Source organism: Furfurilactobacillus milii (assembly GCF_009864005.1).
GTDB lineage: Bacteria > Bacillota > Bacilli > Lactobacillales > Lactobacillaceae > Furfurilactobacillus > Furfurilactobacillus rossiae_B.
The window spans coordinates 104,895-127,325 of the sequence record NZ_WEZQ01000012.1; the positions used below are offsets into that span (position 1 = coordinate 104,895).

At 44.9% G+C, this 22,431-nt stretch carries 24 protein-coding genes and 2 pseudogenes; 1 reads left to right on the forward strand and 25 read right to left on the reverse strand.

Annotated elements, in window-relative coordinates; genetic code table 11:
• Positions 1 to 317 precede the first annotated feature (317 nt).
• The 16 genes and pseudogenes from GB993_RS07570 to GB993_RS07640 all read right to left on the reverse strand — a co-directional run bounded on the left by GB993_RS07570 (position 318) and on the right by GB993_RS07640 (position 10,473).
• On the reverse strand, positions 318 to 1,061 hold the full coding sequence (locus GB993_RS07570; protein ID WP_161003756.1) for an SDR family oxidoreductase: 744 nt from the start codon (positions 1,059 to 1,061) through the stop codon (positions 318 to 320).
• Between the two features lie 25 nt (positions 1,062 to 1,086).
• Positions 1,087 to 1,503 carry a cupin domain-containing protein gene (locus GB993_RS07575; RefSeq protein ID WP_161003757.1) on the reverse strand — a complete coding sequence of 139 codons (417 nt, stop codon included), beginning with the start codon at positions 1,501 to 1,503 and terminating at the stop codon, positions 1,087 to 1,089.
• Entirely contained in the window at positions 1,503 to 1,841 is a 339-nt protein-coding gene (locus GB993_RS07580) for a carboxymuconolactone decarboxylase family protein (RefSeq protein ID WP_161003758.1), read from the reverse strand. The genes GB993_RS07575 and GB993_RS07580 overlap by 1 nt, the downstream gene beginning before the upstream one ends.
• Positions 1,842 to 2,303: 462 nt before the next feature.
• A complete protein-coding gene (locus GB993_RS07585) occupies positions 2,304 to 2,747 on the reverse strand; it encodes a MerR family transcriptional regulator (RefSeq protein WP_161003759.1) in 444 nt (147 codons plus the stop codon).
• Between the two features lie 91 nt (positions 2,748 to 2,838).
• Positions 2,839 to 3,162 carry a DMT family transporter gene (locus GB993_RS07590; RefSeq protein WP_161003760.1) on the reverse strand — a complete coding sequence of 108 codons (324 nt, stop codon included), beginning with the start codon at positions 3,160 to 3,162 and terminating at the stop codon, positions 2,839 to 2,841.
• A gap of 319 nt (positions 3,163 to 3,481) precedes the next feature.
• A pseudogene (locus GB993_RS07595) lies at positions 3,482 to 4,201 on the reverse strand (DUF1003 domain-containing protein); the annotation flags it as partial.
• Between the two features lie 286 nt (positions 4,202 to 4,487).
• Entirely contained in the window at positions 4,488 to 5,777 is a 1,290-nt protein-coding gene (locus tag GB993_RS07600) for a hypothetical protein (protein ID WP_161003762.1), read from the reverse strand.
• Between the two features lie 89 nt (positions 5,778 to 5,866).
• Positions 5,867 to 5,992, reverse strand: a complete 126-nt coding sequence (locus tag GB993_RS13140; protein WP_284142837.1) for a hypothetical protein — start codon at positions 5,990 to 5,992, stop codon at positions 5,867 to 5,869.
• Between the two features lie 93 nt (positions 5,993 to 6,085).
• Positions 6,086 to 6,412: an AzlD domain-containing protein gene (locus tag GB993_RS07605; RefSeq protein ID WP_161003763.1), complete on the reverse strand. Its 327-nt coding sequence runs from the start codon at positions 6,410 to 6,412 to the stop codon at positions 6,086 to 6,088.
• Complete coding sequence (locus tag GB993_RS07610) at positions 6,399 to 7,106, reverse strand: AzlC family ABC transporter permease (protein ID WP_161003764.1); 708 nt, start codon at positions 7,104 to 7,106, stop codon at positions 6,399 to 6,401. The genes GB993_RS07605 and GB993_RS07610 overlap by 14 nt, the downstream gene beginning before the upstream one ends.
• 36 nt (positions 7,107 to 7,142) lie before the next feature.
• Positions 7,143 to 7,700 (reverse strand): GNAT family N-acetyltransferase, encoded by a 558-nt coding sequence (locus tag GB993_RS07615; RefSeq protein WP_161003765.1) that lies wholly within the window; start codon positions 7,698 to 7,700, stop codon positions 7,143 to 7,145.
• Positions 7,697 to 8,254, reverse strand: a complete 558-nt coding sequence (locus tag GB993_RS07620; protein WP_161003766.1) for a GNAT family N-acetyltransferase — start codon at positions 8,252 to 8,254, stop codon at positions 7,697 to 7,699. Before GB993_RS07620 ends, GB993_RS07615 begins: the two co-directional genes overlap by 4 nt.
• Complete coding sequence (locus GB993_RS07625) at positions 8,251 to 8,736, reverse strand: ASCH domain-containing protein (RefSeq protein WP_161003767.1); 486 nt, start codon at positions 8,734 to 8,736, stop codon at positions 8,251 to 8,253. The genes GB993_RS07620 and GB993_RS07625 overlap by 4 nt, the downstream gene beginning before the upstream one ends.
• A gap of 577 nt (positions 8,737 to 9,313) precedes the next feature.
• Positions 9,314 to 9,607, reverse strand: a complete 294-nt coding sequence (locus GB993_RS07630) for a metal-sensing transcriptional repressor (protein WP_161003768.1) — start codon at positions 9,605 to 9,607, stop codon at positions 9,314 to 9,316.
• Between the two features lie 88 nt (positions 9,608 to 9,695).
• A pseudogene (locus GB993_RS07635) lies at positions 9,696 to 9,914 on the reverse strand (nitroreductase family protein); the annotation flags it as partial.
• Between the two features lie 34 nt (positions 9,915 to 9,948).
• The gene (locus GB993_RS07640; protein WP_161003770.1) at positions 9,949 to 10,473 is read right to left on the reverse strand and encodes an NUDIX hydrolase; all 525 of its coding nucleotides are present in this window, start codon (positions 10,471 to 10,473) and stop codon (positions 9,949 to 9,951) included.
• 136 nt (positions 10,474 to 10,609) lie between these two features.
• On the opposite strand from GB993_RS07640, the gene GB993_RS07645 reads away from it, so the two are divergent.
• A complete protein-coding gene (locus GB993_RS07645; protein WP_161003771.1) occupies positions 10,610 to 11,788 on the forward strand; it encodes an AbrB/MazE/SpoVT family DNA-binding domain-containing protein in 1,179 nt (392 codons plus the stop codon).
• Positions 11,789 to 12,311: 523 nt separating this feature from the next.
• On the opposite strand, the gene GB993_RS07650 is transcribed toward GB993_RS07645, so the two are convergent.
• The 9 genes from GB993_RS07650 to GB993_RS07690 all read right to left on the reverse strand — a co-directional run bounded on the left by GB993_RS07650 (position 12,312) and on the right by GB993_RS07690 (position 21,889).
• Positions 12,312 to 13,265 (reverse strand): LacI family DNA-binding transcriptional regulator, encoded by a 954-nt coding sequence (locus tag GB993_RS07650; protein WP_161003772.1) that lies wholly within the window; start codon positions 13,263 to 13,265, stop codon positions 12,312 to 12,314.
• Positions 13,266 to 13,337: 72 nt separating this feature from the next.
• Positions 13,338 to 14,153: a Cof-type HAD-IIB family hydrolase gene (locus tag GB993_RS07655; RefSeq protein WP_161003773.1), complete on the reverse strand. Its 816-nt coding sequence runs from the start codon at positions 14,151 to 14,153 to the stop codon at positions 13,338 to 13,340.
• Positions 14,154 to 14,179: 26 nt separating this feature from the next.
• Positions 14,180 to 14,647 (reverse strand): PTS sugar transporter subunit IIA, encoded by a 468-nt coding sequence (locus GB993_RS07660; RefSeq protein ID WP_161003774.1) that lies wholly within the window; start codon positions 14,645 to 14,647, stop codon positions 14,180 to 14,182.
• Positions 14,648 to 14,787: 140 nt separating this feature from the next.
• Positions 14,788 to 15,624, reverse strand: coding sequence for an energy-coupling factor transporter transmembrane component T family protein (locus GB993_RS07665; RefSeq protein WP_161003775.1), 837 nt, complete (start codon positions 15,622 to 15,624; stop codon positions 14,788 to 14,790).
• Positions 15,617 to 17,329, reverse strand: a complete 1,713-nt coding sequence (locus GB993_RS07670) for an ABC transporter ATP-binding protein (protein ID WP_161003776.1) — start codon at positions 17,327 to 17,329, stop codon at positions 15,617 to 15,619. The genes GB993_RS07665 and GB993_RS07670 overlap by 8 nt, the downstream gene beginning before the upstream one ends.
• Positions 17,330 to 17,332: 3 nt before the next feature.
• Positions 17,333 to 17,899 (reverse strand): ECF-type riboflavin transporter substrate-binding protein, encoded by a 567-nt coding sequence (locus GB993_RS07675; protein ID WP_161003777.1) that lies wholly within the window; start codon positions 17,897 to 17,899, stop codon positions 17,333 to 17,335.
• A 542-nt stretch (positions 17,900 to 18,441) separates the two neighbouring features.
• On the reverse strand, positions 18,442 to 20,055 hold the full coding sequence (locus tag GB993_RS07680) for an FAD-dependent oxidoreductase (RefSeq protein ID WP_161003778.1): 1,614 nt from the start codon (positions 20,053 to 20,055) through the stop codon (positions 18,442 to 18,444).
• 103 nt (positions 20,056 to 20,158) lie between these two features.
• Entirely contained in the window at positions 20,159 to 21,070 is a 912-nt protein-coding gene (locus tag GB993_RS07685; protein WP_161003779.1) for a metal ABC transporter solute-binding protein, read from the reverse strand.
• A gap of 291 nt (positions 21,071 to 21,361) precedes the next feature.
• Complete coding sequence (locus GB993_RS07690) at positions 21,362 to 21,889, reverse strand: helix-turn-helix domain-containing protein (RefSeq protein ID WP_161003780.1); 528 nt, start codon at positions 21,887 to 21,889, stop codon at positions 21,362 to 21,364.
• Positions 21,890 to 22,431: the final 542 nt, after the last annotated feature.

The window sequence follows — 22,431 nt, forward strand, 5'->3', positions numbered from 1 at the left end:
ATTGAAGGCAGATCAGCGAGCATAACCGCTCGGTTGCTTTGGCAAGTTGGCTAACTTAATTAAATAGGTCTGGAAATGGTTAAAATGCGGCGTTGAGCGATGGAAATGAGCGGGCAAACTGAATTTTTTATAGCGAAAACGCGATACTGTCGCCCAGAAGTCTGTGCATAACTCTCTTGCCCTTTTACATTGTTGCAAACGCGCTCACACCACCTAAAGTCCGCGCACAACAAAAAATGAATATCGCACAAGCACAAATCGCTTGCACGATATTCATTTTACGTTGTTACTCAACTTTACCCAGCGGTGTTCACGCTCTAAGCCTGCTTCGTTGGATATATCGTAAATTCGTTGACGTTAACGTCTTCTGGCTGGCCAATGGCGAAGTTCACAACCCGCGCGATGGCATCAGGATTAATACCCACGGCATCGTATAAAGCATCCATTCCCTTGCGTGCCGCTTTATCGGAAATTGTATTCAACAATTCCGTATTAATCGCCGCTGGGTACAAAGTCGTCGTGCGAATATTGGTGCCTTCACTAGCACTTTCCGTCCGAATCACTTCCATCAAGTTTCGAACAGCAAACTTAGTGGCACCATACACACCAGATCCAGGGAAGCTCTTCAATCCAGCAACAGATGAGGTCGTAATGATATGACCTCCCTTATTTGCCACAAAGTCTGGCATGACAGCGGCAACACCATTGAGCACGCCTTTGATGTTAATGTCGATCATGTCATTCCATTCTTGCGTGTGCAAGGCACTGATGGGCGACGTCGGCATAATTCCGGCATTATTGAAAATGACATCCAAGCCACCAAACGTGGTTTTAGCATATGCGACTAATGCGGCTACTTGTTCGGCATCCCGCACATCAACCGTTTGATACGCTGCTTGGCCGCCATCGGCTTTGATATCAGCGACAAGTTTTTCCAAACGGTCTTCGCGACGAGCTCCAAGGACAACCTTTGCACCATTTTTGGCCAACAATTTTGCGGTTACTTCACCAATCCCAGATGAAGCACCAGTAATTACAACAACTTTATTTTGAACTGTCATTCAAATTCTCCTTTAAACTGACTAATCAATCTTTTGATAATGCATCGTATGCAGCGTCACTGACTGGTTCCAGCCACTCAGACATCCCCGTGGTGATTGCGACGTGACTAAACCAACTGTCTTTTGTTGCACCGTGCCAGTGTTTAACACCCTCGTGGATGGCAACCACATCACCGGGGTGAAGTAGCTGTGCTGGCTTGCCATCTTCCTGATACCAGCCTTCACCACCGGTAACAAGCAATATTTGATAACCATTGTGATGAATATGCCAATCATTGCGGCATCCTGGTTCAAATGTCACATTGCCAACATTCACATTGACATTATCGCCTGCACTAACCAAATTTTTTAAGTAGCTTTGACCGATAAAATACTGCGCGTAAGCGTCATTTTTATCACCTTGGCCAAAAATATTTTGTGTATCAAATTTTTCGTTTGCCATTACTTATGTGTCTCCTCTTCATCTGACCAAATTTCCTTAGCTCGGTTGAACGCCGACCATGCCTTTGGCCACCCCGCGTAAAATGCGAGGTGAGTAATTTCAGCAACAATCTCGCCTTTTGTAATGCCGTTTTGTTTGCCAATTCGTAAATGAGCTTCCAATTGTTCTGTATTGCCGGCCGAAATAATGCTAGCAATCGTAATTAAGGAACGGTCATGCGCAGACAAAGCGTCTTCTTTGGACCAGACCTCGCCAAATAAAACATCATCATTTAAAGCAGCAAACTGTGGGGCAAAATCACCCAACTGTTTGCGACCTGCTGTTGGTTTTTTAGCCATGTTAAGTTCCTCCTCGATTAATAAAACGTCGTGATTCACGCGATTGAATTTATTAAAACACTTAAAGTACACTTTAAGTAAAGCCCTAAATTTCATAAAACTAAAAAGAGCGACTTAACAGATACATAACCTGCTATGTCGCTCTAAATCAAAATTATAGAAATTCAAAATGCCTGCATTGTCTGAAACACTCGTTGCGGTATCGCCCGAATTAATCGTTATTCCGTTGAATATGAAGTCCCGACTATATTAGCTGGAGGGCGTCCCCATTGATACCGAACCGTGAAGGTATTGTTAATCCGGAATGCATTTTGCCGGATTTACAATACGGACGGTCGAAAAAACTCGGTTTTCCACGAGGCCTTGCGACGAGGTGAAAGACTCCGAACTTAGGAGGCTTGAACCGGTCCCACGGCAAGCGAGTCAATGGGGACAACCGCAAGCGGCATTCACCGCTATCATTTATTCTTCGTGATTCAAACTGGCAAGGTAGTTGGCAAAATCTTCGTTGTCACTAATATGCCCATCAACTTTTCCCTGATACCAATCAATCTTGTCAGTTAAAATCGTCATACTGTGCTGTAATTCCTCAAACTCCTGAAGGAAACCACGCCGTACATTCTTCAATAACTGCAAACGTTTGGTAATCGTTGCATCCCCTTCAGCACGCCAAGTCACATACTGTTTTAGCTGTTCGATGGTCATCCCAGTACCCTTCAAATGCAACAGAAACTTAATCCAGTCCGCATCTGCATCCGTATAGTAACGTAACCCGTTGTCTGAACGATGTGGTTTGACCAAACCTTCTTTTTCATAATAACGAAGTGTCGGACCTGACAACCCGGTTTTAGCTGCAAATTCACCGATTCGATAATGCTTTTCTATTATAGCTGCTTTTATTGTCATCAATGTTCCTCCTAGCGGTTGATACGCACATTAGTTAAAGCCGACTTTAACTCATAGTTCATAGTCTTGTCCACTATTGTGTCAAAGGCAATTAGCCATTGGCACCAAACAAGTTCAAAATCACGACGCCAACCAGAATGAAGCCAATCCCAATCACATTGGCCAAATTGACTGGTTCCTTCCAAAACAAGACGGCCACTAACGTTGACAACACCACACCGATGCCAGCCCACAATGCGTAAGCAATATTGAGATCCACCGTTTTCATGCACACCGCAAGAAAGTAAAAGCACGTCCCATAGGCAATTAAAGCCCCTAAACTGGGCCATACTAACGTAAAACCAGATGATGCCTTCAATAAGTTTGTACCAATCAATTCACCAACAATGGCTAAAGCCAGATATACATACCCCATTGTGACCACCCCATAAAATTTCTCTCGGTCCTCATCATGTCGCTAAAAAAAGCCGATGTAAAGCAAAAAGCCACCCGCAACGAGGGTGGCCTTCTGATAAATTTTTGGTCCGATTTAAGCATTAATCAATTGTGGTTTTGTCTTCCCAATCATCACGCTATTTATTCACATGAAGTGAACCGTGATCTGATTGTTTGTGACTCTGCTCATTATGTGAAACCGATTGTGGCGAATCCGTTTGCCGACGTGCCGGCTGAGACGATTTCTGTTGTTTCGGTTGCTTACCTTCTTGATCATTCATGTGATCATCGAAGTACGTTTGCAACCGCCGTAGTTCATTAACCTGCGATTCAATCGAACCCAACATCTCTGTTTGAATCTTTTGAATCTGCAACATGTTCGGCTGATCCTGTTGAATCATGTGGTCAACCTTGGAGTGCAATACCCGAATTTCCTCTTCCGATTTTTGGTTAACGTGATAATCATTAGCCGATTCCATCCGGTCATACTCTGCTGACCGGTTTTGACTCATCATAATGAGTGGCGCCTGGATTGCGGCAACCATGCTCAAGAACAAATTCAAAAGAATAAACGGATAAGGATCGAAATGCACACCAAATAGGTGTAATGAATTAACAGTAATCCACAATAACATAATGAGAACAAAGGAAATAATAAAAGGCCAGCTACCCCCGAAGTGGGCAACAGCATCCGCAACCCGCTGACCAACTGTTAGTGAGTGTTCCAATTGCTGACGGACATCAACCACCTGATAGGTATCTTTTTGAAGTACCCGCGTAAGCTTTTGGTTCAGCTTATGATTCTGGCGATAGTCCTTCGCAATCATCTGATCCATCTTTAATAAACGGTAGTGGACCAAATGCTCACTACAGATAAAATCTTGGTTTGTCGCCTTTGGAAAGTCGAGACGAATCAACGCCCTCAACGGACCATCCAAATCTCCTAGGAAAACACCGTCTACGAGATCATATTCTTTATGATCAACGAGACAGTAAACCGTGCCGTTAAATTCTTGCATTAGACTAAAACACCTCAGTAAATGCTAAATTTCACGTGCGGCAAAGTTCACAGCATGGGTTAAATATCCAGTTATGAATTGCGAACACGCGGGACCGTCATCACTCGTTGAACATATATGATAATCTGCGTCTGACATAAAACCCACCTGCCTTTCCTAGGTTGACCTGAGTTATTGCTACAAACCCATTATAGGGGACACGCCCAAAAAAGTTCAAGCGAACCTACCCATTTCTGAGCGTTTTTTAATTAAGTGAGATAATTATGTTATAGTTCCCTAACTTTTACTATTTGATGGTCATTGCATAGCCTGGCTTTAAGGTGTCATGAACAGCTTGATAACCCGCTTGTTGGTAGTAAACAGTCGTCATTTTTCGCAAGTCATACGAACGATGATCTAATGGATCTTGACTTGGTGTTGCGTATCCGTTGCTCATCGTCAAACCCATGATATTAGCCAGCTTACTCGTTTGCGCAGTCTCGTCATGTAATGAATAAAAACTGACATCGTTGCCTGCAATATTGGCAATAAACATATCATCCATGGCTTTGGCCACTGGACTGTAGCTGTTAAACATAATGATTGGATGACCGTTGTTAGCAATCCAATGATAATAAAACGTCGCGCCACCAGTGCTATTCTTGGTAGCAAATAAAGTTGCCGGATCCTGCCCTTCCATGGCCCAATATGCCATGAATGTTAGGCTGGCTTGATCAGCTTCCGATAACTGTTTCATCGTCGCGTTATCGGCAGGTTTCGCCTTTACGACATCTGCAATCGGCGTGGAGGGCATTGGCAGGTCATCATCCGTAGTATCGTTGCTACTTGAACTGCCCGCAGTGTTACTAGTTGCTGAATTTGACGCGGTTGATGAAGAATTATCGGATGAGTCGTCATATCTTATCTCATCACTGCTTGACCCACTAGTCGCTGAATTTGTTTCAATCGGTTGGGTGATTGAATGACTCGTTTCAAACGGACTAGTTGCCCGTGGAATTGCCTTAGTGATGGCGCCTAGACCCAGCCAGAATGAAATGGTTAGCAATCCAATAAGTAACAAATGCCGCAGGCCAAACAACCGGCGCCGCATGATTGCTGGAATCGCATAGATATCATGTGCCGATTCATTTGCCTCTTCAACTTGCACTTCGTCCACTCGTTTCAGCAGCAACAAGCGCAGTAATGATGCACCTAAAACATTTAAAAACAGCAAGACTAAGGCCACGTTTCGTGTCGACGTGTGGTCACTGAGAAACCAGTTCATTGCCGCCCGGCCGTTTGGAAACGTCGTATACAGGTTGAACTGCTCACATAAAGCCCACAATGCCATGAAACCGGCCAGCACAAATAGTCCAATCATGATCCGCCGAAGGTACATTATGTGTTGCCGGCGATAAATCGTCCGGACATAAAAGCGTTGTGCACCGGCAATTTGAGTCGGTGTCGCCATTTTATCCGCCGTTTGGTGCCAGCGAACTAAACGCCGTTTGACTAGCCAAATGGCGGTAACCACTGTGGCTAGGCCCAGCACAACAATCACTAAAATAATTAACCATATTACCTGCCACACTTCCACACGGACACTTCCTTTTCAAATTCATTTTTGGGCAAAGAAAAGCGTTCATCCCAATTTGAAATGAACGCTCTAAAACTTATCATAATTGGTTATAGTTCGGTTGTTTCTTTAACAGTTGTGTCAGTGTCCGACATGCGGCGCGCAAGCTTTACATCACAAACGACTAATCCAACTGTTGTAACAGCTAATAATCCAATTGCTAACAAGGTTTCCATAAATAATCACCCTCGCTTTGTCAGTAATTTTGTATGAGTATATCATGCTTTACACCAAACACCTAATGTTTTGCATAAACATTTTGAATCCGTTTACATGACCGCTCTTAATATTGCTAACGACACTACCCCGACGATTACGATCCACAGCAAGCTTTTAGTAATAGCAGCCGTAATCACAGTGGGAACCGACGCAAACAAATTTTCATAGTTCACACTCGGTAAATGCCCCAGATGTTGCGTGAACAAATTTGTTACCCACAACGCAGTCATAATCGTGATGGGCACAAAACTCAGTAATTCGACCACTAACGGCGGCAAACTATGATTTTTTAACAGCACAAAGGGCAACGTTCGCGATAACAAAGTCACAATGCCACAGCCGACAATGGTTAAAAGTACATAACTAGTAGAAAGCATGTTTGATAACCACCCCCGTCGCACAGCCCAACAGCGTGCCCACAACAAGCAACAGATTTCCCGGAATAAAAATAAGCCCTAGGTAAATAATGACTGCTTCAGCCAGAATCACGATCAGTTGCAGTGACTTCGCCAGTGAACGATCCGCGATAACTTGCAAATACAGTAACCCGATAAACATGGCGACTAATGCGAAATCCAGACCGAGTCGCTCTGGATGGGCAACCAATTGTCCCAGCAGCGCGCCAACACCCGACGCGATCATCCATGTAAAGTAAGCAATTAAATTGGCAGTATTAAACCACTCAAATGACATTTTGTGGTCCGTATAATTCACCTTATTCATGCTCAACGCGAAACTTTCATCGGTCAATAACGCGCCAATGAAAATATTCTTCAACATGCTATCTTTTTTGAAATAAGGTGCAACTACCGTACTCATTAAGATCATCCGCGCGTTTACCAAAAAGACAGCGACCATGATCGACACCACTGGGTTATGAGATACCAGCATGCTAACCATGATAAATTGGGCGGATCCAGCATATGTAATGGCGGACATCAACACTACCATGAGCACACTAAGGCCCACGGACTGACTCACCACACCAAATGCTAAGCCAATGCCAATATAACCAAACACAGTTGGCAACGTATCCTTAATTGCTGTTTTTATATCGAGCTCATCTGTCATGAAGCTAATCACATTCCTTTACGTTCATTTATAAGCTTAAAACTCCGGCCAATCTTGGTGAGCAGCCATCCATGCCGACCCCATAATGCCATATTCATATTGGTCAAACCACTTGCCATCTTGATAAAGGCCCTCGCGGTTCACAACTTCACGTTTGAATCCGACACGTTCATAAGTGTGCACAGCCGCCGCGTTATTACTGTTCACGCCCAAACGAACTTTATACAGCCCCATTTCAAAGAAGGCATAGGCCAGCATGCAATTGATCGCGTCAGTCCCGTAACCGTGGCCACGTTCGGCTGGGTCAACGATACCGATTCCTAGTTCACACACCTGATTTTTCAACTGAATCTCGTCTAACTCGACCCAACCAACTGGGCTGTCATCAGTCTGTTTGCGAACAATCAGCATCATGCCGTCTGGCTCGTTGTTGGCCAACATTTTAACGAAGCTTTCGTGTGTTCTAACTGTGGCTAAATCCCACTCGCTATTCCGCGCAAATGCACCGGCCCATTGATGCTCTTGCAGATAAGTTGCGTCCCCTTCACGTGCCTCCGTGAGGTTCACTAATCGTCCTTTTAACACATCTTTCATTTTGTTGCCTCCGTTAATGCACGCCACTCCGTTTGCAAGATTCCGTAACTGTACCGGTCAATTCGCTGACCATCTTGATACAGTGCGCCAACATTAACCCCTTCACGTTTAAAGCCAACCCGTTCATAAATGTGGATGGCCCCAGCGTTATTGCCATTGACTTCTAAATGAACTCGGTGCATGTTCAACTCGTCAAACGCAAACTTCAAAATAATCCGCAACGCATCCGTGCCATAACCGTGACCCTGCTGGCTTTCCACGATGGCGATGCCCACTTCTGCACCACGATTCTTCAGTTGAATATCCCCAAGTGAGATCCAGCCAACCGTCGCTTCCGTATCGTTGGCCCGCACCACGTACACGAACTCATCGGTGCCCCAGTGTTCACCCTTAAGATCTTCTTTATAGTCCTCTGGCAACCATACTCGTGACATGTCCATGCTCAGTTGTCTGAACCAGCCATCAGTCCATTGTTCTTGCGCAAATAATTCTGTATCGCCCTGGCGTAGTTCAGTTAAATGAACCAACTCTCCACTCATAAAATTACTCATCATTCGTTTGCCTCCAGATTGTCTGCCAAACTTACCTGTGTTGCCCTTAGTTCAAACACTTCACAGCTCATTAATAACCGATTACTAAACTGATAGTTGTCCTGGGCACCTTCTTCACGAAAGAACGCCTCGTGAACCCGGCGCCAATATGCTAATGTACGATCACCCTCGCCTTCGTGATAGGCATGTTCCGCGGATACCTGCTGATAAGGCATTATCTCCGAAACGACATTCTGAATAATCGCGACTGGCTGATCGTCACCGTTTAAAATAATGTCATAGTCACCAACTTGCGTGACCGCTTCACCCTCAATAAAAGCGGATGTCGTCGCCGTCTTTTTACCTTTAACCACTAAGTCGGCTAATTCGTTTGCCATTGACGTTGTCATCCCAAACGACCATGCGTCCGGTTGTGGTAATTGCCGACCGATCGACTGGCAGTATGCTTGCCAGAATTTTTTCACTGTTGTACTAGTTTGCTTCATGTGGAGTCCTCCATTGTTGGAATGTCGATATGGTGAATGCTTTTAGGGAATGCGAAGCCCTTACTCAACTTCTCCCAGGGCTTCGGCATCACTCTTCTAAAACGTGCACCTGTCGCTCAAGGTCCTGTGCATAACCCAAAGCCGTCATCCTACAAGCAAAGTGCGCTTGCACGCTGCCACCCTTACGTTATTGCTCGAACCTTCCCGAGCTTTGGCATCACGCTATAAAAAAAGCACCCGGCTGTTTGCCGGGTGCATGACCACCATGACGACATTCAGTCCTACGTTAACGTTTAAAAAAGTGCACACTGGTCCCCTTAAACGCAGATACATACGAAATTGTAAATGCATTGGCAAACCAGTTAGCAAACGTTAATGCAGACATTGCAATGTCCTCCCTCACATAATTTACCGAAAATTGCTCGAACCTTCCCGAGCTTCGGCATCACTCTTAAATTATAAACAGTTTAGCATTCTCATTAGTTTCTAAGCAAGTTGTTTTTTACTTTTCTAAAAGCAGCAAAAAAAGCCATTTCATTGACGAAATGGCTTAAGACACAATATATTCAACTTTGTTTTAACGCGTTTTCATCATCAGATCCAACGACTTCTGTAGCGAAGCAGCTTCCTCACTGTCAGCAGCAACGCCCATTTTTTCAACTGTTTGGCGGATGTTTTCAGCAACCACTAATTTCATCGCCTTATCCACACTGGAACGAACAGCAGCGAGCTGAACCAAAATATCCTGACATTCACGGCCTTCATCCATCATGCGCAACACGCCATCCATTTGACCACGCGAACGCTTTAAACGATTGGTAATTTGCTTGCTGGCCACCGTCTTTTGGGCCACGTCTGGCACATTCATCATGAGCAAAAACCTCCAAATTAATTTCGTTCATTATACCCCACCCGGGATAATGTTTACTAATCAAAAGGTTCCCGTTCATTGAAACCGGCTACTTTGCAATGTGAACAAAATCAGCTAATGCTAACCGTCCTGGCGCAACCGTATTAATTTTATCATCTACTTTGGCGTGTCCTAAAGCCACACCCATGACGATTTCTTGATCACTTGGAATATTTAATGCCGACCGTAACACATCGGGATATGCAATCAACGCGTATGCTGGCATACTGTCAACACCACGATCCGTGGCACTGAGCATCAACGTTTGCGCAAAAACGACGGTAACATGCCCGCTGGGGTAATTACCGTCGTTTCTGAAATGCTAACCAATTAAGCGCTTTTTGTAACTGTTTGCTTGTATTCAGAATGCCTTGTTGATATAGCCTGTCCACCGCCCGTTCTGGAGAAAACAAAGCAATCTGAGCAACTTCGGCGATCTGTGGTTTCACAGCTGACAATTTGAACGCTCCGCGAAAGGCAAACCAGTCCTCCACCCAATCCAATCCTCGAAAACTATCGTGCCATTTTAAATCGACCAACGATGTCAGTCCCAATTCTTCAGCTATTTCTCGCTGAATTGCTTTCAACGCTGATTCTCCACGCAAGGCAGAACCGCCGGCAGAACAATCCCACGCTCCGGGATGATTCAGTTTGCTCAAACTTCGTTGTTGCAGCAACACCGCCCCGTCTTGGTCAAAGATAAACGCATTAACGACAAGGTGGTAACGTCCAGCAGGAACGCGGTCACGACGCTGCTGTTTGCCAACGATATTTCCATGCTCGTCGTACTGATCCCACCATTCATCAACCGTATCCGTTGTTTTCATGCAAACATTCCTTTCCAAAACGATTTATAGCCTGTGATTTTTGCTAAAGTTCTGTAAAATGGGACATAGTCACAATTATTTTACGTCGACAATACCTACATAACCATCACGAATTATCTTTCTAGAGGGAAGTTTTATGAAATCAGAAACAACTCACCGCATCACCATTCCCACGCAAGTTGCGGAACATTTGAATGTCAAACCAGGTGACAAACTGCAACTGACGCTGCCGGATGACGACAACGAACAGGTTACCATTCGTCCGGACAAGCCGGCACGTGAACATCAGATATTACCGATCCGCTGGTTCCTGTTGCCATCCATCTTAGCCAGTGTCTTATTCTTCGCCTATTTGTCGAATCAGAGGATTAATCAAATCGCCTTGGCAGGCACTAATTCTATTGCGAGCGCCGTTATTATCTTGGGGATCGTTAGCGGTTCATTATCATTCTTATTTTTCTACTTTAAACAAAAACATGACATCCAGCGATGGTTGACTGGATCACTTTATTGGCGCAGTTTCCCGACCATTTGGCTATCGTTCATGATTATCCTAACCACCTGTCTGTTAGGTTTCTTCTGGTTTGCCGGCATTTTGTTCAAGGGCGCGACGTTTGATCAATTCACATCGACGTTCATGTTCTTCCTATTCATCAGTCTAATTAACTACCTAATGATCCTGTCAGTCTCAGCGCTATCAATAACCATGATTTTCTCCTTATTGGTGTCGGTCATTGTCGCTGGTGTGTTGTCGTCAATGATCACCAATAGTAACAAACGGTGGTGGGAGCATAATATCAGCTTTCTGGGCACGGAAAAAGCCGCTTACAGTTGGCAATTCAACCTGACCTTAATTGTTTCTGCATTGCTGACGGTCGCGTTGGTCGATTTCATTTTTTCCAGTCTGCGCAAGCAATTCGGTAGTAGCAAACGCATGTTGACACTGCGCATCTTATTAACGTTAACTGCTATTTGTCTGGGCGGTGTCGGTGCGTTTGCTAACAACGGTCGTGGTCTAATGCACGAACTTCATGACCAAACGGCTAGTTTCCTAGTCTATTTCATGATCATCACGATCGTCGCTATCCGTTACTTACTACCCAAAGTGACACCAGAGTTTCTGACCCTATCGTACATTATCGGCGGCTTGCTAGTGGTGACGACAATTCTCTTTCAACCAGTAGGATATTTGTCCCTCACCGCTTACGAGTTGGTTGCCTTCATCATGTCGTTTAGCTGGATGTTACTACTACTACAAACATTGCAACGCATGCTGGTTCACGATCAGCGCACATTCACTGTCACAATCGAATAGCTAAAGCGCCCGCACAATCTTTCTTCAATGATGTGCGGGCGCTTTTTCTGTGTAATTCAATTAACCGTTTCGTCGGTCAGAGGCGCCGTTCCGTGGGGACCGGTCTCAACCCGCAAAAACAGCGGTCTTCAACCTCGATTCAGAGCTGAAAACCACATCTCTGAACTCGTCCCATGCTACTAAATGGCCAACCCCATGCCATTAAGTAGCATCGACACTGAACTCCGCCCCTGACCGACTTCACTCATATGACAGAACTTGCGCTGCCGTTACTGTAAGCCGAACAGCATCATTGTGCTTAACTGCAACGGTAGCTGAAGGGCGTCAACATAGGAACCAAGCCGTGAAGGTACTGTTAATTCGTGGTTTTCGAATTTACAGTACGGACGGTCGCAAAGACGCGGGGGCTTTACGCGGCTTGGCGGCGAGGTGAAAGACGATGGGCTTCCGGCTTGAACCGGTCCCACGGTGGTGTTCCTATGTTGACAACCGTAAGCGACAGTACTCACATACAACTGCACGATTATTCATCAATATCGATGAACGTGGAAGCAACAGGCCGTTGAGCGACGTGGTCACTGACAGCTAGTTCAAAGGCCCTGCGACCAACTTCGTTAAAGTGATGGTCAATCGTCGGAATGTGTAGCAAAGTGCTAGATAACTGATGTTCCTGTCCCATCAAGCCTGGAACAGCAAGTCCATGATCCAAGTAGCACTGTCGCGCATTAGCCACGATATCGTCACCATTGCCAAAAATAAAATCTGGTCGTAAATCATTATCGATATAATACTGAGCCGAATCATAACCGTCCTGATTATTAACTACACTTGTCCGCACTAATTCAGGACGTGGCAACTCATGAAATACGTCTTTGTAAGCTTCGATCATTGCCTGACTGGTCGCACTCAACGCACATTCACGGCTGAGCAACATCCCAATTCGTTTGTACCCATGCCCCTTAATCCATTCAAACGCGGTTTCATAAGTAGAATTGCGTTCGGTAAAAGCAGCTGATAGCGGCAAATCGCCCGGATCCTCGCAACAAACGATGCGTCCAATTTTTGTATGCGCATCATCACGCGCGAGTTCGCTTAACGGAACACCACGAGATGTAAAAATGACCGCGTCAAAAGCACGTTGTCGCAACTGCTCCAAATAGTGGCGCTCCACGCGCTCATCATATTTTGAAGGCAACAACACCACACGATACCCCGCTGCAAATGCCGCCTCCATCACACCATTCGTAATTTGAGTAAAGTATGGATGTTGACTGTGTGGCAGTACAACGCCAATATTATGAGTCTTGCCAGTACTCAAATCGCGGGCGACCGCGTTGGGAACGTAATCTAAATCCCGCATCACCTGTTCAACACGTTGCCGAACCTCGTCCGTGACATATTTACGATGGTTGATTACCCGTGACACTGTTGATACTGAGTAACCACTTGCCTTAGCAATATCATGAATATTCGCCACCGTCTGTCACCTCCCGCTTATTAATGGTTTTAGCATAGCAAACTTTCTGCCAGCATGTTAGCGGCAATTAGATCATGATTCAACCAACAGTTGACGAATGCCGTATGCGACGCCATTTTCGTTATTGCTTAATGTCACTCGCTCACCGACAGCCTTGATTTCCGGTAACGCATTGCCCATTACAATCGCGTGCCCGACACTTTCAAACATGGGTAGATCGTTATGACCGTCACCGAAAGCAGCCAGTTCGTTGGCCTGCAAACGTTCCTGTTGACGGATAAACGCAATACCTGTGGATTTACGTGCCCGTTTACTCGTCACTTCGACAAACGTTCGGCCAGATTGCTGAATCGCTACAGTTGGTAACTGCATGGCACGCAGATACGCTTGTAAACGGGTTAATTCGTTGGGATCACGGGTAATCATCATAATTTTAAATAAACGAAGATCATGCTGCCCAATCAGTTTGCTAAATGGCACCAGCGTTGGCGTTTGGTGCGTAATGTGACGTTCCAATTCAATACCAGCATCAATTCGTTCTGCATACCAAGCGTTCATGCTATAACAACTGACGCTGACGTTTGGAAATCGTCGTGTGACTTGGTGCAAAATTTGTTGGGCATCCATTGCGGGAATGCTACTGGCCTGAATTGGGATCAAACGATGCCCCTGCATTTTGAAAATCAGGCCACCGTTAAACGCAATTTGTGGTGCCGTCAATTTCAATGCGTTGATAACCGTCATCATTTCCATCGGCGCTCGCGCAGAGACTAATGTGAATGGAATATGACTATGTTCGATGGCCATCTTATTGGCCGGACTCATATTGCCATCACGATCCAACAACGTACCGTCCATATCGGAAAAAATGTGTTTAATGTGTCCCATTCATGCCCTCTCCTTATCATTTATGATTAAGCAAAAACCGTTACCGGTAACCAATTGTTGACAATATTTACAAGCCCGTTCGCATCCTGTTTGCTTGCCGTTATTGCTGCCACATCGGCTGGCTGCATCATATGTTTGGCGAAACTATCCAGCACATCGTGGTAATCCTCTTGGTGTTCATTACGCGGCATGATCAAGGCAATCACTGTATCAACTGAATGAGTCGGCGCTTCACCCCAAATGATTGGTTCTGCAAACGTAAACGCCAGCACTGTGGGGTTCTCGATACCGGAAGCATTCGCGTGCGGCATTGCAATATCCCCCATGGCACTGGTGGACAAGGCCTCACGAACGATTAAACCGCTCTTCAGCTCCTGTTCGTCTACACTTAATTTGTCTGCGGCTGTCTGTGCAATCAGCTTCAACGCTGCAATTTCATTGTTATCTGCTAATTCAACGTCAGTATAAACATTTTCTTGGAATAGTTTCATCATTGTCGCCCTCCACTACGTTTATTGATTAGATTTCATTTACAAACGCAGTGTATTCTCTGAAACGGGTTTTAGGTCAAGCAGAAAATGCAAAAAAAATACGCAATTTCGGTTTCAGACCAAAATTGCGTATTTTTCAAAACTTATTTAAATGGATTCCAGAATCGGCCGCCATTGACTTTAAATAACGCAATGCCGATGAGCACAATCAACACAATTATAATCAAAGCCAAGTAGTCGTTTCTTTTGAAAGGTTGTGCCATGTACCACGTTCGTTTTTTATTATGCCCAAACCGGCGCAACTCCATCGCCTGGCTGATGATTTCGATCCGGTCTAAGCTGGAAAGAATCAACGGCATAATAATCTGGACCGCACCCTTAGCCCGTGTCATGAGCTTAGCCTTTCGTGAAATTTCATAACCACGAGCTTGTTGAGCCAAGCTAATGGTTCGGTAATCATTTTGAACGTCCGGAATGTATCGCAGCGCAATTGCTACTGAATAACTGATCCGGTAGGAAACACCAATTTTGTTCAAACTGGCCGCAAATTCACTCGGATTCGTCGTCATCAGAAAAATCAACGCCAGCGGCACAGCAAAAATGTATTTCAATAATAAATTAAATTCATAAAAAAGTTGTTCCCAAGATAAGTTGAAATAATGATCTGGGCTACCTAATATCATGTGATGCGTACCATAAATGGTGATTCCATAACTTGGCGCGAAAACATAGACCATAACCAGATTCAAAATGGCAAACGCCACGATCACCTGCAAAACAAAGGCGACTTCATGGTACTTAATCTTAGAAAAATGAAACAGTATTAATGATATTAACAAAACGCCAAGTAGGAACCGCGTATCGTACGTCACCATGCCAATAATCGACAAGGCAACGAAACCAATCAATTTTGTACTGCCACTCAACCGGTTCAGAAACGTATCGCGGGCCGTGTAACCAATTAACAGTTGACTATTCATGGCGGCGCACCTCCCGTTCCGTTTGAACAAACTTAGCGACAAAATCTAGTGCTGATGGTAAGTGGTATCGTTCAGCCAAAGTGAACAAGCTTGTTTTAGCTAACGCGGCTTTTTCAATCACTGCCTCATTTGTCAACACATCGGCCGGTCGTGCATCCATCAACACACCGCCATCAGCTAACACAACTGCGCGTTGCGTATATTCCAACATCAGGTGCATGTCATGAGTAATTAACATAATCGTCACTTGATGCTCACGGTTCAGTGTCTCGAGGAAATTCATCATCTCAGTATAATGCCGCAAATCCTGACCAGCCGTTGGTTCATCAAGAATAATCATCTCCGGATTCAGTACCAGAATGGCAGCAATGGTCACCCGTTTCTTCTGACCAAAGCTGAGCGCTGATATTGGCCAATGGCGAAATTCATATAAACCACAAACTTTGAGTGTATCGTTGACCCGACGCTCAACCTCGTCGTCAGTTAGGCCACGCAAACGCAAGCCCGCAGCAACTTCATCAAAAATCATCGCTTTGGAAATCATCTGGTTTGGATCCTGCAGGATATAACCAATATGATCTGCACGTTCCTTGACAGACAGTTGCGTTAAATCCTGACCGTTAAGTTTCATCTCACCACCATCTAGCTTAAGAAAACCAGTAATGAGGTTACTCAACGTTGATTTACCCGTGCCGTTACGGCCGACTAGGCTCAACATGTCACCACGATTAATGGTTAAGTTCAGACCATGGATAATCGGCTGATTGCGATTGTAACTAAAGTTCAGATTATTCAATGTTAGTAATGGCTCTGTCGGCAAAAGAGGTTCTTGCAACGAAACCCCTGCAGTCCATCTCTGGAGAGCTGATTCGATATTGTCTCCGGCAACGGTTTCAACAGAATCAATGTTGTCACAGTCGGCTAGTTTAACACCTGCAAGTTGGAGTGCACTCAAATAAAGCGGTTCACGTAAGCCTAACTGTTGCATCAACGAATCTTTTAGGATGGCAGATGGTTTGTCATTTCCGACAATTTCGCCATCTTTAAGGACAACTAGCCGGTCAATTGGCCGTTGGAGCACGTCTTCCAGCCGGTGCTCAATAATCACGACAGTCAAATTCTGCTGCCGTGCTAAATGATCAATTAGCTCAATTGAAGCCTTTCCAGACGCTGGGTCCAGGCTGGCCAGTGGTTCATCAAACAACAGGATGTTGCTTTCATCAATCAACACGCCGGCCATCGCCACCCGCTGTTTTTGACCGCCAGAAATCCCTTGCGGAGAATGATCTAATAGTGGTTTAAGATCCAGTCGTTCGGCCCATTTCTTCGTGGCAGCCCTCATTTCCGTTTGACTCCGTTCGTCATTTTCGAGGGAAAAAGCGATATCCTCCTTCACTGACAAACCGACAAACTGACTGTCGGGGTCCTGTAGCACCGTGCCCACACTAAAGGACAGTTCAAAAATTGAGCTGTCCTTAATATCGTGACCGGCCACTGTAGCCGAACCGGTTATTTCACCAGGATATGATTGCGGAATCAAGCCGTTAATGCAACGACCTAATGTCGACTTTCCTGACCCAGATGGACCAGCTAGTAACACCTTCTCACCTGGAAAAATGTCTAAATTAATATGCTTCAATGTTGGTTCCGATTGACTGTCGTACTGAAAGCCAAAATCTTTAAACGAAATGATTGGTTCAACCATGAATTACTTTTCCTTTTTCAAACTGCCATGCTGGGCACGAGTCCGTGAGTACAACACAATCAAGATGGTTCCGATGATGGCAACAGACACACTGTTAACAATCCATGAAGTAACCCCTTGAAGATATACTTTTGCCGCTGGTTCATGATAAACCAATACGTCGCCAGTTGGCGCAATCAACACCCATGCGACAAAATTAACCACAATTTGGTACAGGTTAAACCAGACTAATTTCATCGTTTTAACCGTCCCACCAGTAACGTTCAGTCGGTTTTTGATCAGGCCAAGGGCAACGCCGACTAGGCCATCCGTAATTACCCAGGTCCACCATGGTGACCCATAGGTAACAAAATCGTTCAAACTGTGACCAATAAATACGGCAAGACCACCAGCAACCGGTCCGTATAACGCTGCCAACAAGGCTAGAAAACCTTCAGCAACATTAAACTGAGTGTTGGGAATTCCCGTTGGAATGGCAACAAACTTCATTAATACAAAGATGACCGCTGCTCCAATCCCAGTAGCGACGACAGTTCGAATTGAATTTGACGACTGATTCTTATTATTCATAAAACAGCTCCCTTTCCCCTTTACGTATGCCATACGTAATCACCCAGTGTGCGCAATAATTGTAAATTTAATGATTGCCCGCTTAAAAATAAATAGCAATGAATGAAAATAGTTATGAAAAAAACAGCGTTCCTACATATCAATGTAAGGACGCTGTCGCGTGGTGCCACCCAACTTTAAGCCGGCTCACCAACAAATGGTTAACCAAACTTCTTCATCACGTTAACGGTGTGCACCGAAACCGGCTTCAAATGTCACCAGTTTGACTTCTTCAAGACCATCTTTGCTTTGAACAATCATCGTTTACACCAAACACGACTCTCTTAGCATTAATTCAAAGTTACTCATCCCGTCACAGTCTACTCATCAATATTTAACTTTCCAAAGTATAGCGCACTTTGCAAACAGCGCGCAACTACGATAATGACTAACGATGGGAGCCCAGCCGTTTAATGTCATGAAATGTTCACTGGAATGTGAGTCATTGACCCTCACAGCACAATATTTCTACTCACAAAACGGTTAGTCAGCTGGGCTTTGGCTTAATCAATTTCTTCAATAATTTTGGCCTCGATATCATTGCCAGCTAAAATCCTGGCGGCCGTGTAGTTGCTCAACCCAGGACGATACGTGAGAAAAACTGGTTTGCCAGCCGGTATTTCACGAATGTGATCTCGAAGCTGACTGAGTGGGATGGTCAATGTTGCAGAAACCGACCCAGCTGCCGGACGACCCGGCTCACGAACGTCTAGAAAAACGCCCTTTTCTTTCATCTCATCCGTCAGTTGATCCAGCTTGATTGTTTGACCAACCTGTTGCATCTGGTTCAGAGCAACATAGCCAGCAATGTTAATGACATCACGTGTTGAAGAAAACGGCGGCGAATATGGCACCTCGATGTCTGGCAAGTCCGCAACCGTTAAGCCACCAGTGATAGCCGCAGATAATTGCCCGATCCGTTTGTCCACACCATGTTGACCCACTGCTTGGCCACCAAGAATGCGGCCTGTGTTGGGTGCATAAATTAATTTGAAATTAATCCGTGAAGCGTTTGGGAAGAAGTAGGCAATGTCATACGGTGTGATAAAAGCACTGTCGTAACTGTCAATTCCCAAATGATTGAGCGTATTGGCCGTAAAGCCGACAGAACTAACGGTTAAATCAAATACTTTGGCCACACTCGTGCCAACAAAACCGGCGTAGGTCAGCGGCTCACCATTGATAATGTCCGCTAAAATATGACCTTGTCGATTAGCCGCCGTCGACAACATACTCGGCGTTGGCAAACCTGTAATTAAGCTCGTCGTTTCAATGACATCGCCAATCGCATAAACATGAGGCAGGTTGGTCGCCAGTCGATTGTTCACGATGATGTGACCGTCCGTTGCTAGTTTGATTCCAGCGGCAGCGGCCACTTCATTATTTGGCGTCACACCTGTCGTCACCAGTAGCATGTCCGTGGTTAATTGTGTACCGTCACTCATAATCAGTTGATGGCCATGGTTGCGCACGTCCGTCACGGTTTTGTTCAAACGTAGCGCAACATGATGATCAGTCAATTCTTTCTCAATCACCGTCGCAATTTCGGGGTCATACGGAAACGCCACGTGAGCGGACTGTTCGATGAGCGTCACTTTCAGGCCACGCAACGTGAGGTTGTCAGCGAGCTCCAGTCCAGCGACACCCGCACCAATAATGGCCACACGTTGCGGATGTTTCTGATCCATATACGCCTTAATTTTGTCCGCATCAGTTACAGCCCGCAGTGTAAAACAATCGTCAGCTTCGGCTAATCCTGGAATAGCGGGTAATGTTGGCCGGGCCCCAGTAGCAATGACCAGCTCATCATAACTTTCTTGATACGTTTCTGTATCCGTTTGCACCGTAACTAGGTGAGCATCCGGATCAATTGCCGTGACTTCGCTCTGCACACGAACGTCAATATTATTCTTGGTTCTCAAAGCTTGTGGCGTACGTTCAATCAGCGCATCACGATCATTGATCACACCTCCCAAATAATATGGTAAAGCGCAACCAGCGTACGAAATTTCTGGGCCACGTTCGAGCATAACGATTTCAGCCTGTTCATTAATTCGCCGCAAACGCGTCGCAAACGAAGGACCGCCCGCCACTGCACCAATCACAACAACTTTCATTCTGTGTTGCCTCCAATCAGCTTAAGTTACCTGCTAAGCGTCAAACCTACCAAGTCAAGCTTACCGGAAGCTGATAACACTTTCAAAAAATCCTCCTCAAACATTACTTTTCTTGATTCTGAATCTTAGCAAGCGCCTTATACTGTTTCATCATCCAACTCTGATACGTTTGTCCCTTCGGCAACGTCTCAGTGACATTCAAAACTGGTACATGATTCTTTTTGGCTAGGCTAACCATTGCACTAACCGTTTTGTCGCTGGCCTGACTGTTGTTAACGAAGAACGCAATGCGATGATGCGTAATGTCCGTCTGCATTTGTTTAATTGATTTCGGCGACGGATCTGTGCCATTTTCAACAGCCAATTCAAACTTGGAGTTGTTTCGCTTATAGCCCAAAGCATCTAACGTGTAATCGAATACTGGTTCACTCACATCCACGTGTTGGCCCTTGCTGTTAGCTTTCAATTTAGTCACTTGATGCTGCAATGGTTTCAGGCTGGCAATGTACCGTTTAGCGTTTGCTTGATACTGATGCTTGTATTGAGGCGCTTGCTTACTAAATTTCTTGGCCAAATAATTCGCTAATTTCGGCATCGTCTCTGGTTGATACCAAACGTGCTCGTTGTCACCGGTCTTCTTCTGAAGCACATCTTCACCAACACGGACCACCGTCTGTTTGTGAGCGCCGCTACTTTTATTCAGTTTGTGCATCCAAGTGTCATAGCCGATACCGTTGTACAAAACAAAATTGGCCTTGGAAACTGTAATACCATCCTTAGTCGTTGGTTCAAAATCATGCGGATCAACGCTAGGACTGTTGATAATTGAGGTTACCGTGCCATGATCGCCCAGCACTGCTTTAGCCACATCCCCGTAAAAATCAACACTTGCGACAACATGAATCGGTTTCTTATCACTGCTGGCTTGCGTCGGTCGTGGCGCCAACCAGGCCAATGTCACTACCGTTGCCAGCAAGGCAACCAAACTTAATGAAACCTGCCGAAAATACTTCATCGAAATCCCTCTTTCTAAAAAGTATGTAAATAGTAACGATTACCATTTAGAGTTTACATACTTTAATCGCATCGTGCAAGAACAAAATAAAAAACGTGATAACTGAACATGAAAATCAGTCATCGCGTTTGTTTGGTCAACGTGTTATTCACTTAGTTGTGACGCCCAAAGCGCAAATAAGATGGTCGGGCTAAAATTGCTAGGATGACACTTAAGTTGGGAATAAGTGGACCTGCTAACTGACCGAAACCATAGCCTATTCGATAAGCCATAACATTAAGATGAGTTACATTAGTCACATTTGGTTTCGCAAGGTTTTGGAAAAAAAATCGGATCAATAAACACCATCATGAACACAAAAATAATTGCGGCATCAATCATTGTTTTCGTTTTAACGTTTTCTGAATTGCCCGAGAGACTAACAAGCATCGTAATAATTACAGCAAGCCAAGCGGCAAACAGTAATAGTTCCAGACCACTAGTTACTCGCAAAGATAAAAATGGAATGCTAAACACTATATAAGCCAATAGAAAAATCAAGTTAATCCAATAATAATAACCTTGTTCCCTCTTAGTCCGCTTTGCCTGTCGATCTATCTCCACTAAATGATTAATCATGCTCTGATCCCCCTTGAGTAATTCATCTACCGTTACGTGGTAGATGTCGCTTAAGGTAATCAGGCTCGCAACATCAGGATAGCTACGATCGTTTTCCCAACTAGAAATAGTTTTACGTGACAACTTCAATTCATCAGCCACGTCAGCTTGAGTCAGCTGCTGATGCTGTCGCAACTGCTTCAATTTGATTCCAATTTGCATCCCCTCATCACCTCGCTCAAAGTATCAGTCTAATATGGATTTTCAGCAAGCTAAGTATCGTAGACATCTTGGGGGACAAGGGATTACGATGTGAACTTGCTATCGTGTATAACAACAAAATTGTCTGCTTTATGATGAAATTAATAGTCTCGTTGTGACCTAAATCATTGATCAGTAATAATTTACTGTGATACTACGGCATTATGTCAAACAACAATTATGTCAGCTGAAGGGCGTCAACATTGATACCGAGCCGTGAAGGTAACGTTAATTCGGTGGTTTTCCGAATTTAGGTTACGGACGGTCGTCTAGACTCGCGGGCTTCACGAGGCTTGACGGCGAGGTGAGAGATTCCGGCTTTCAGGAAGCTTGAACCGGTCCCACGGCGAGTGTATCAATGTTGACAACCGCAAGCGGCATCCAGCATCAATTCGAATATATAATGGTAGATTGTAAAATTAATCCGAACGCTGTTCGGACAAAAAAGATCAGCTTCCTTTAAAATGGTGTTTACCACAAACCCATTTTTTAGGAGCTGATCT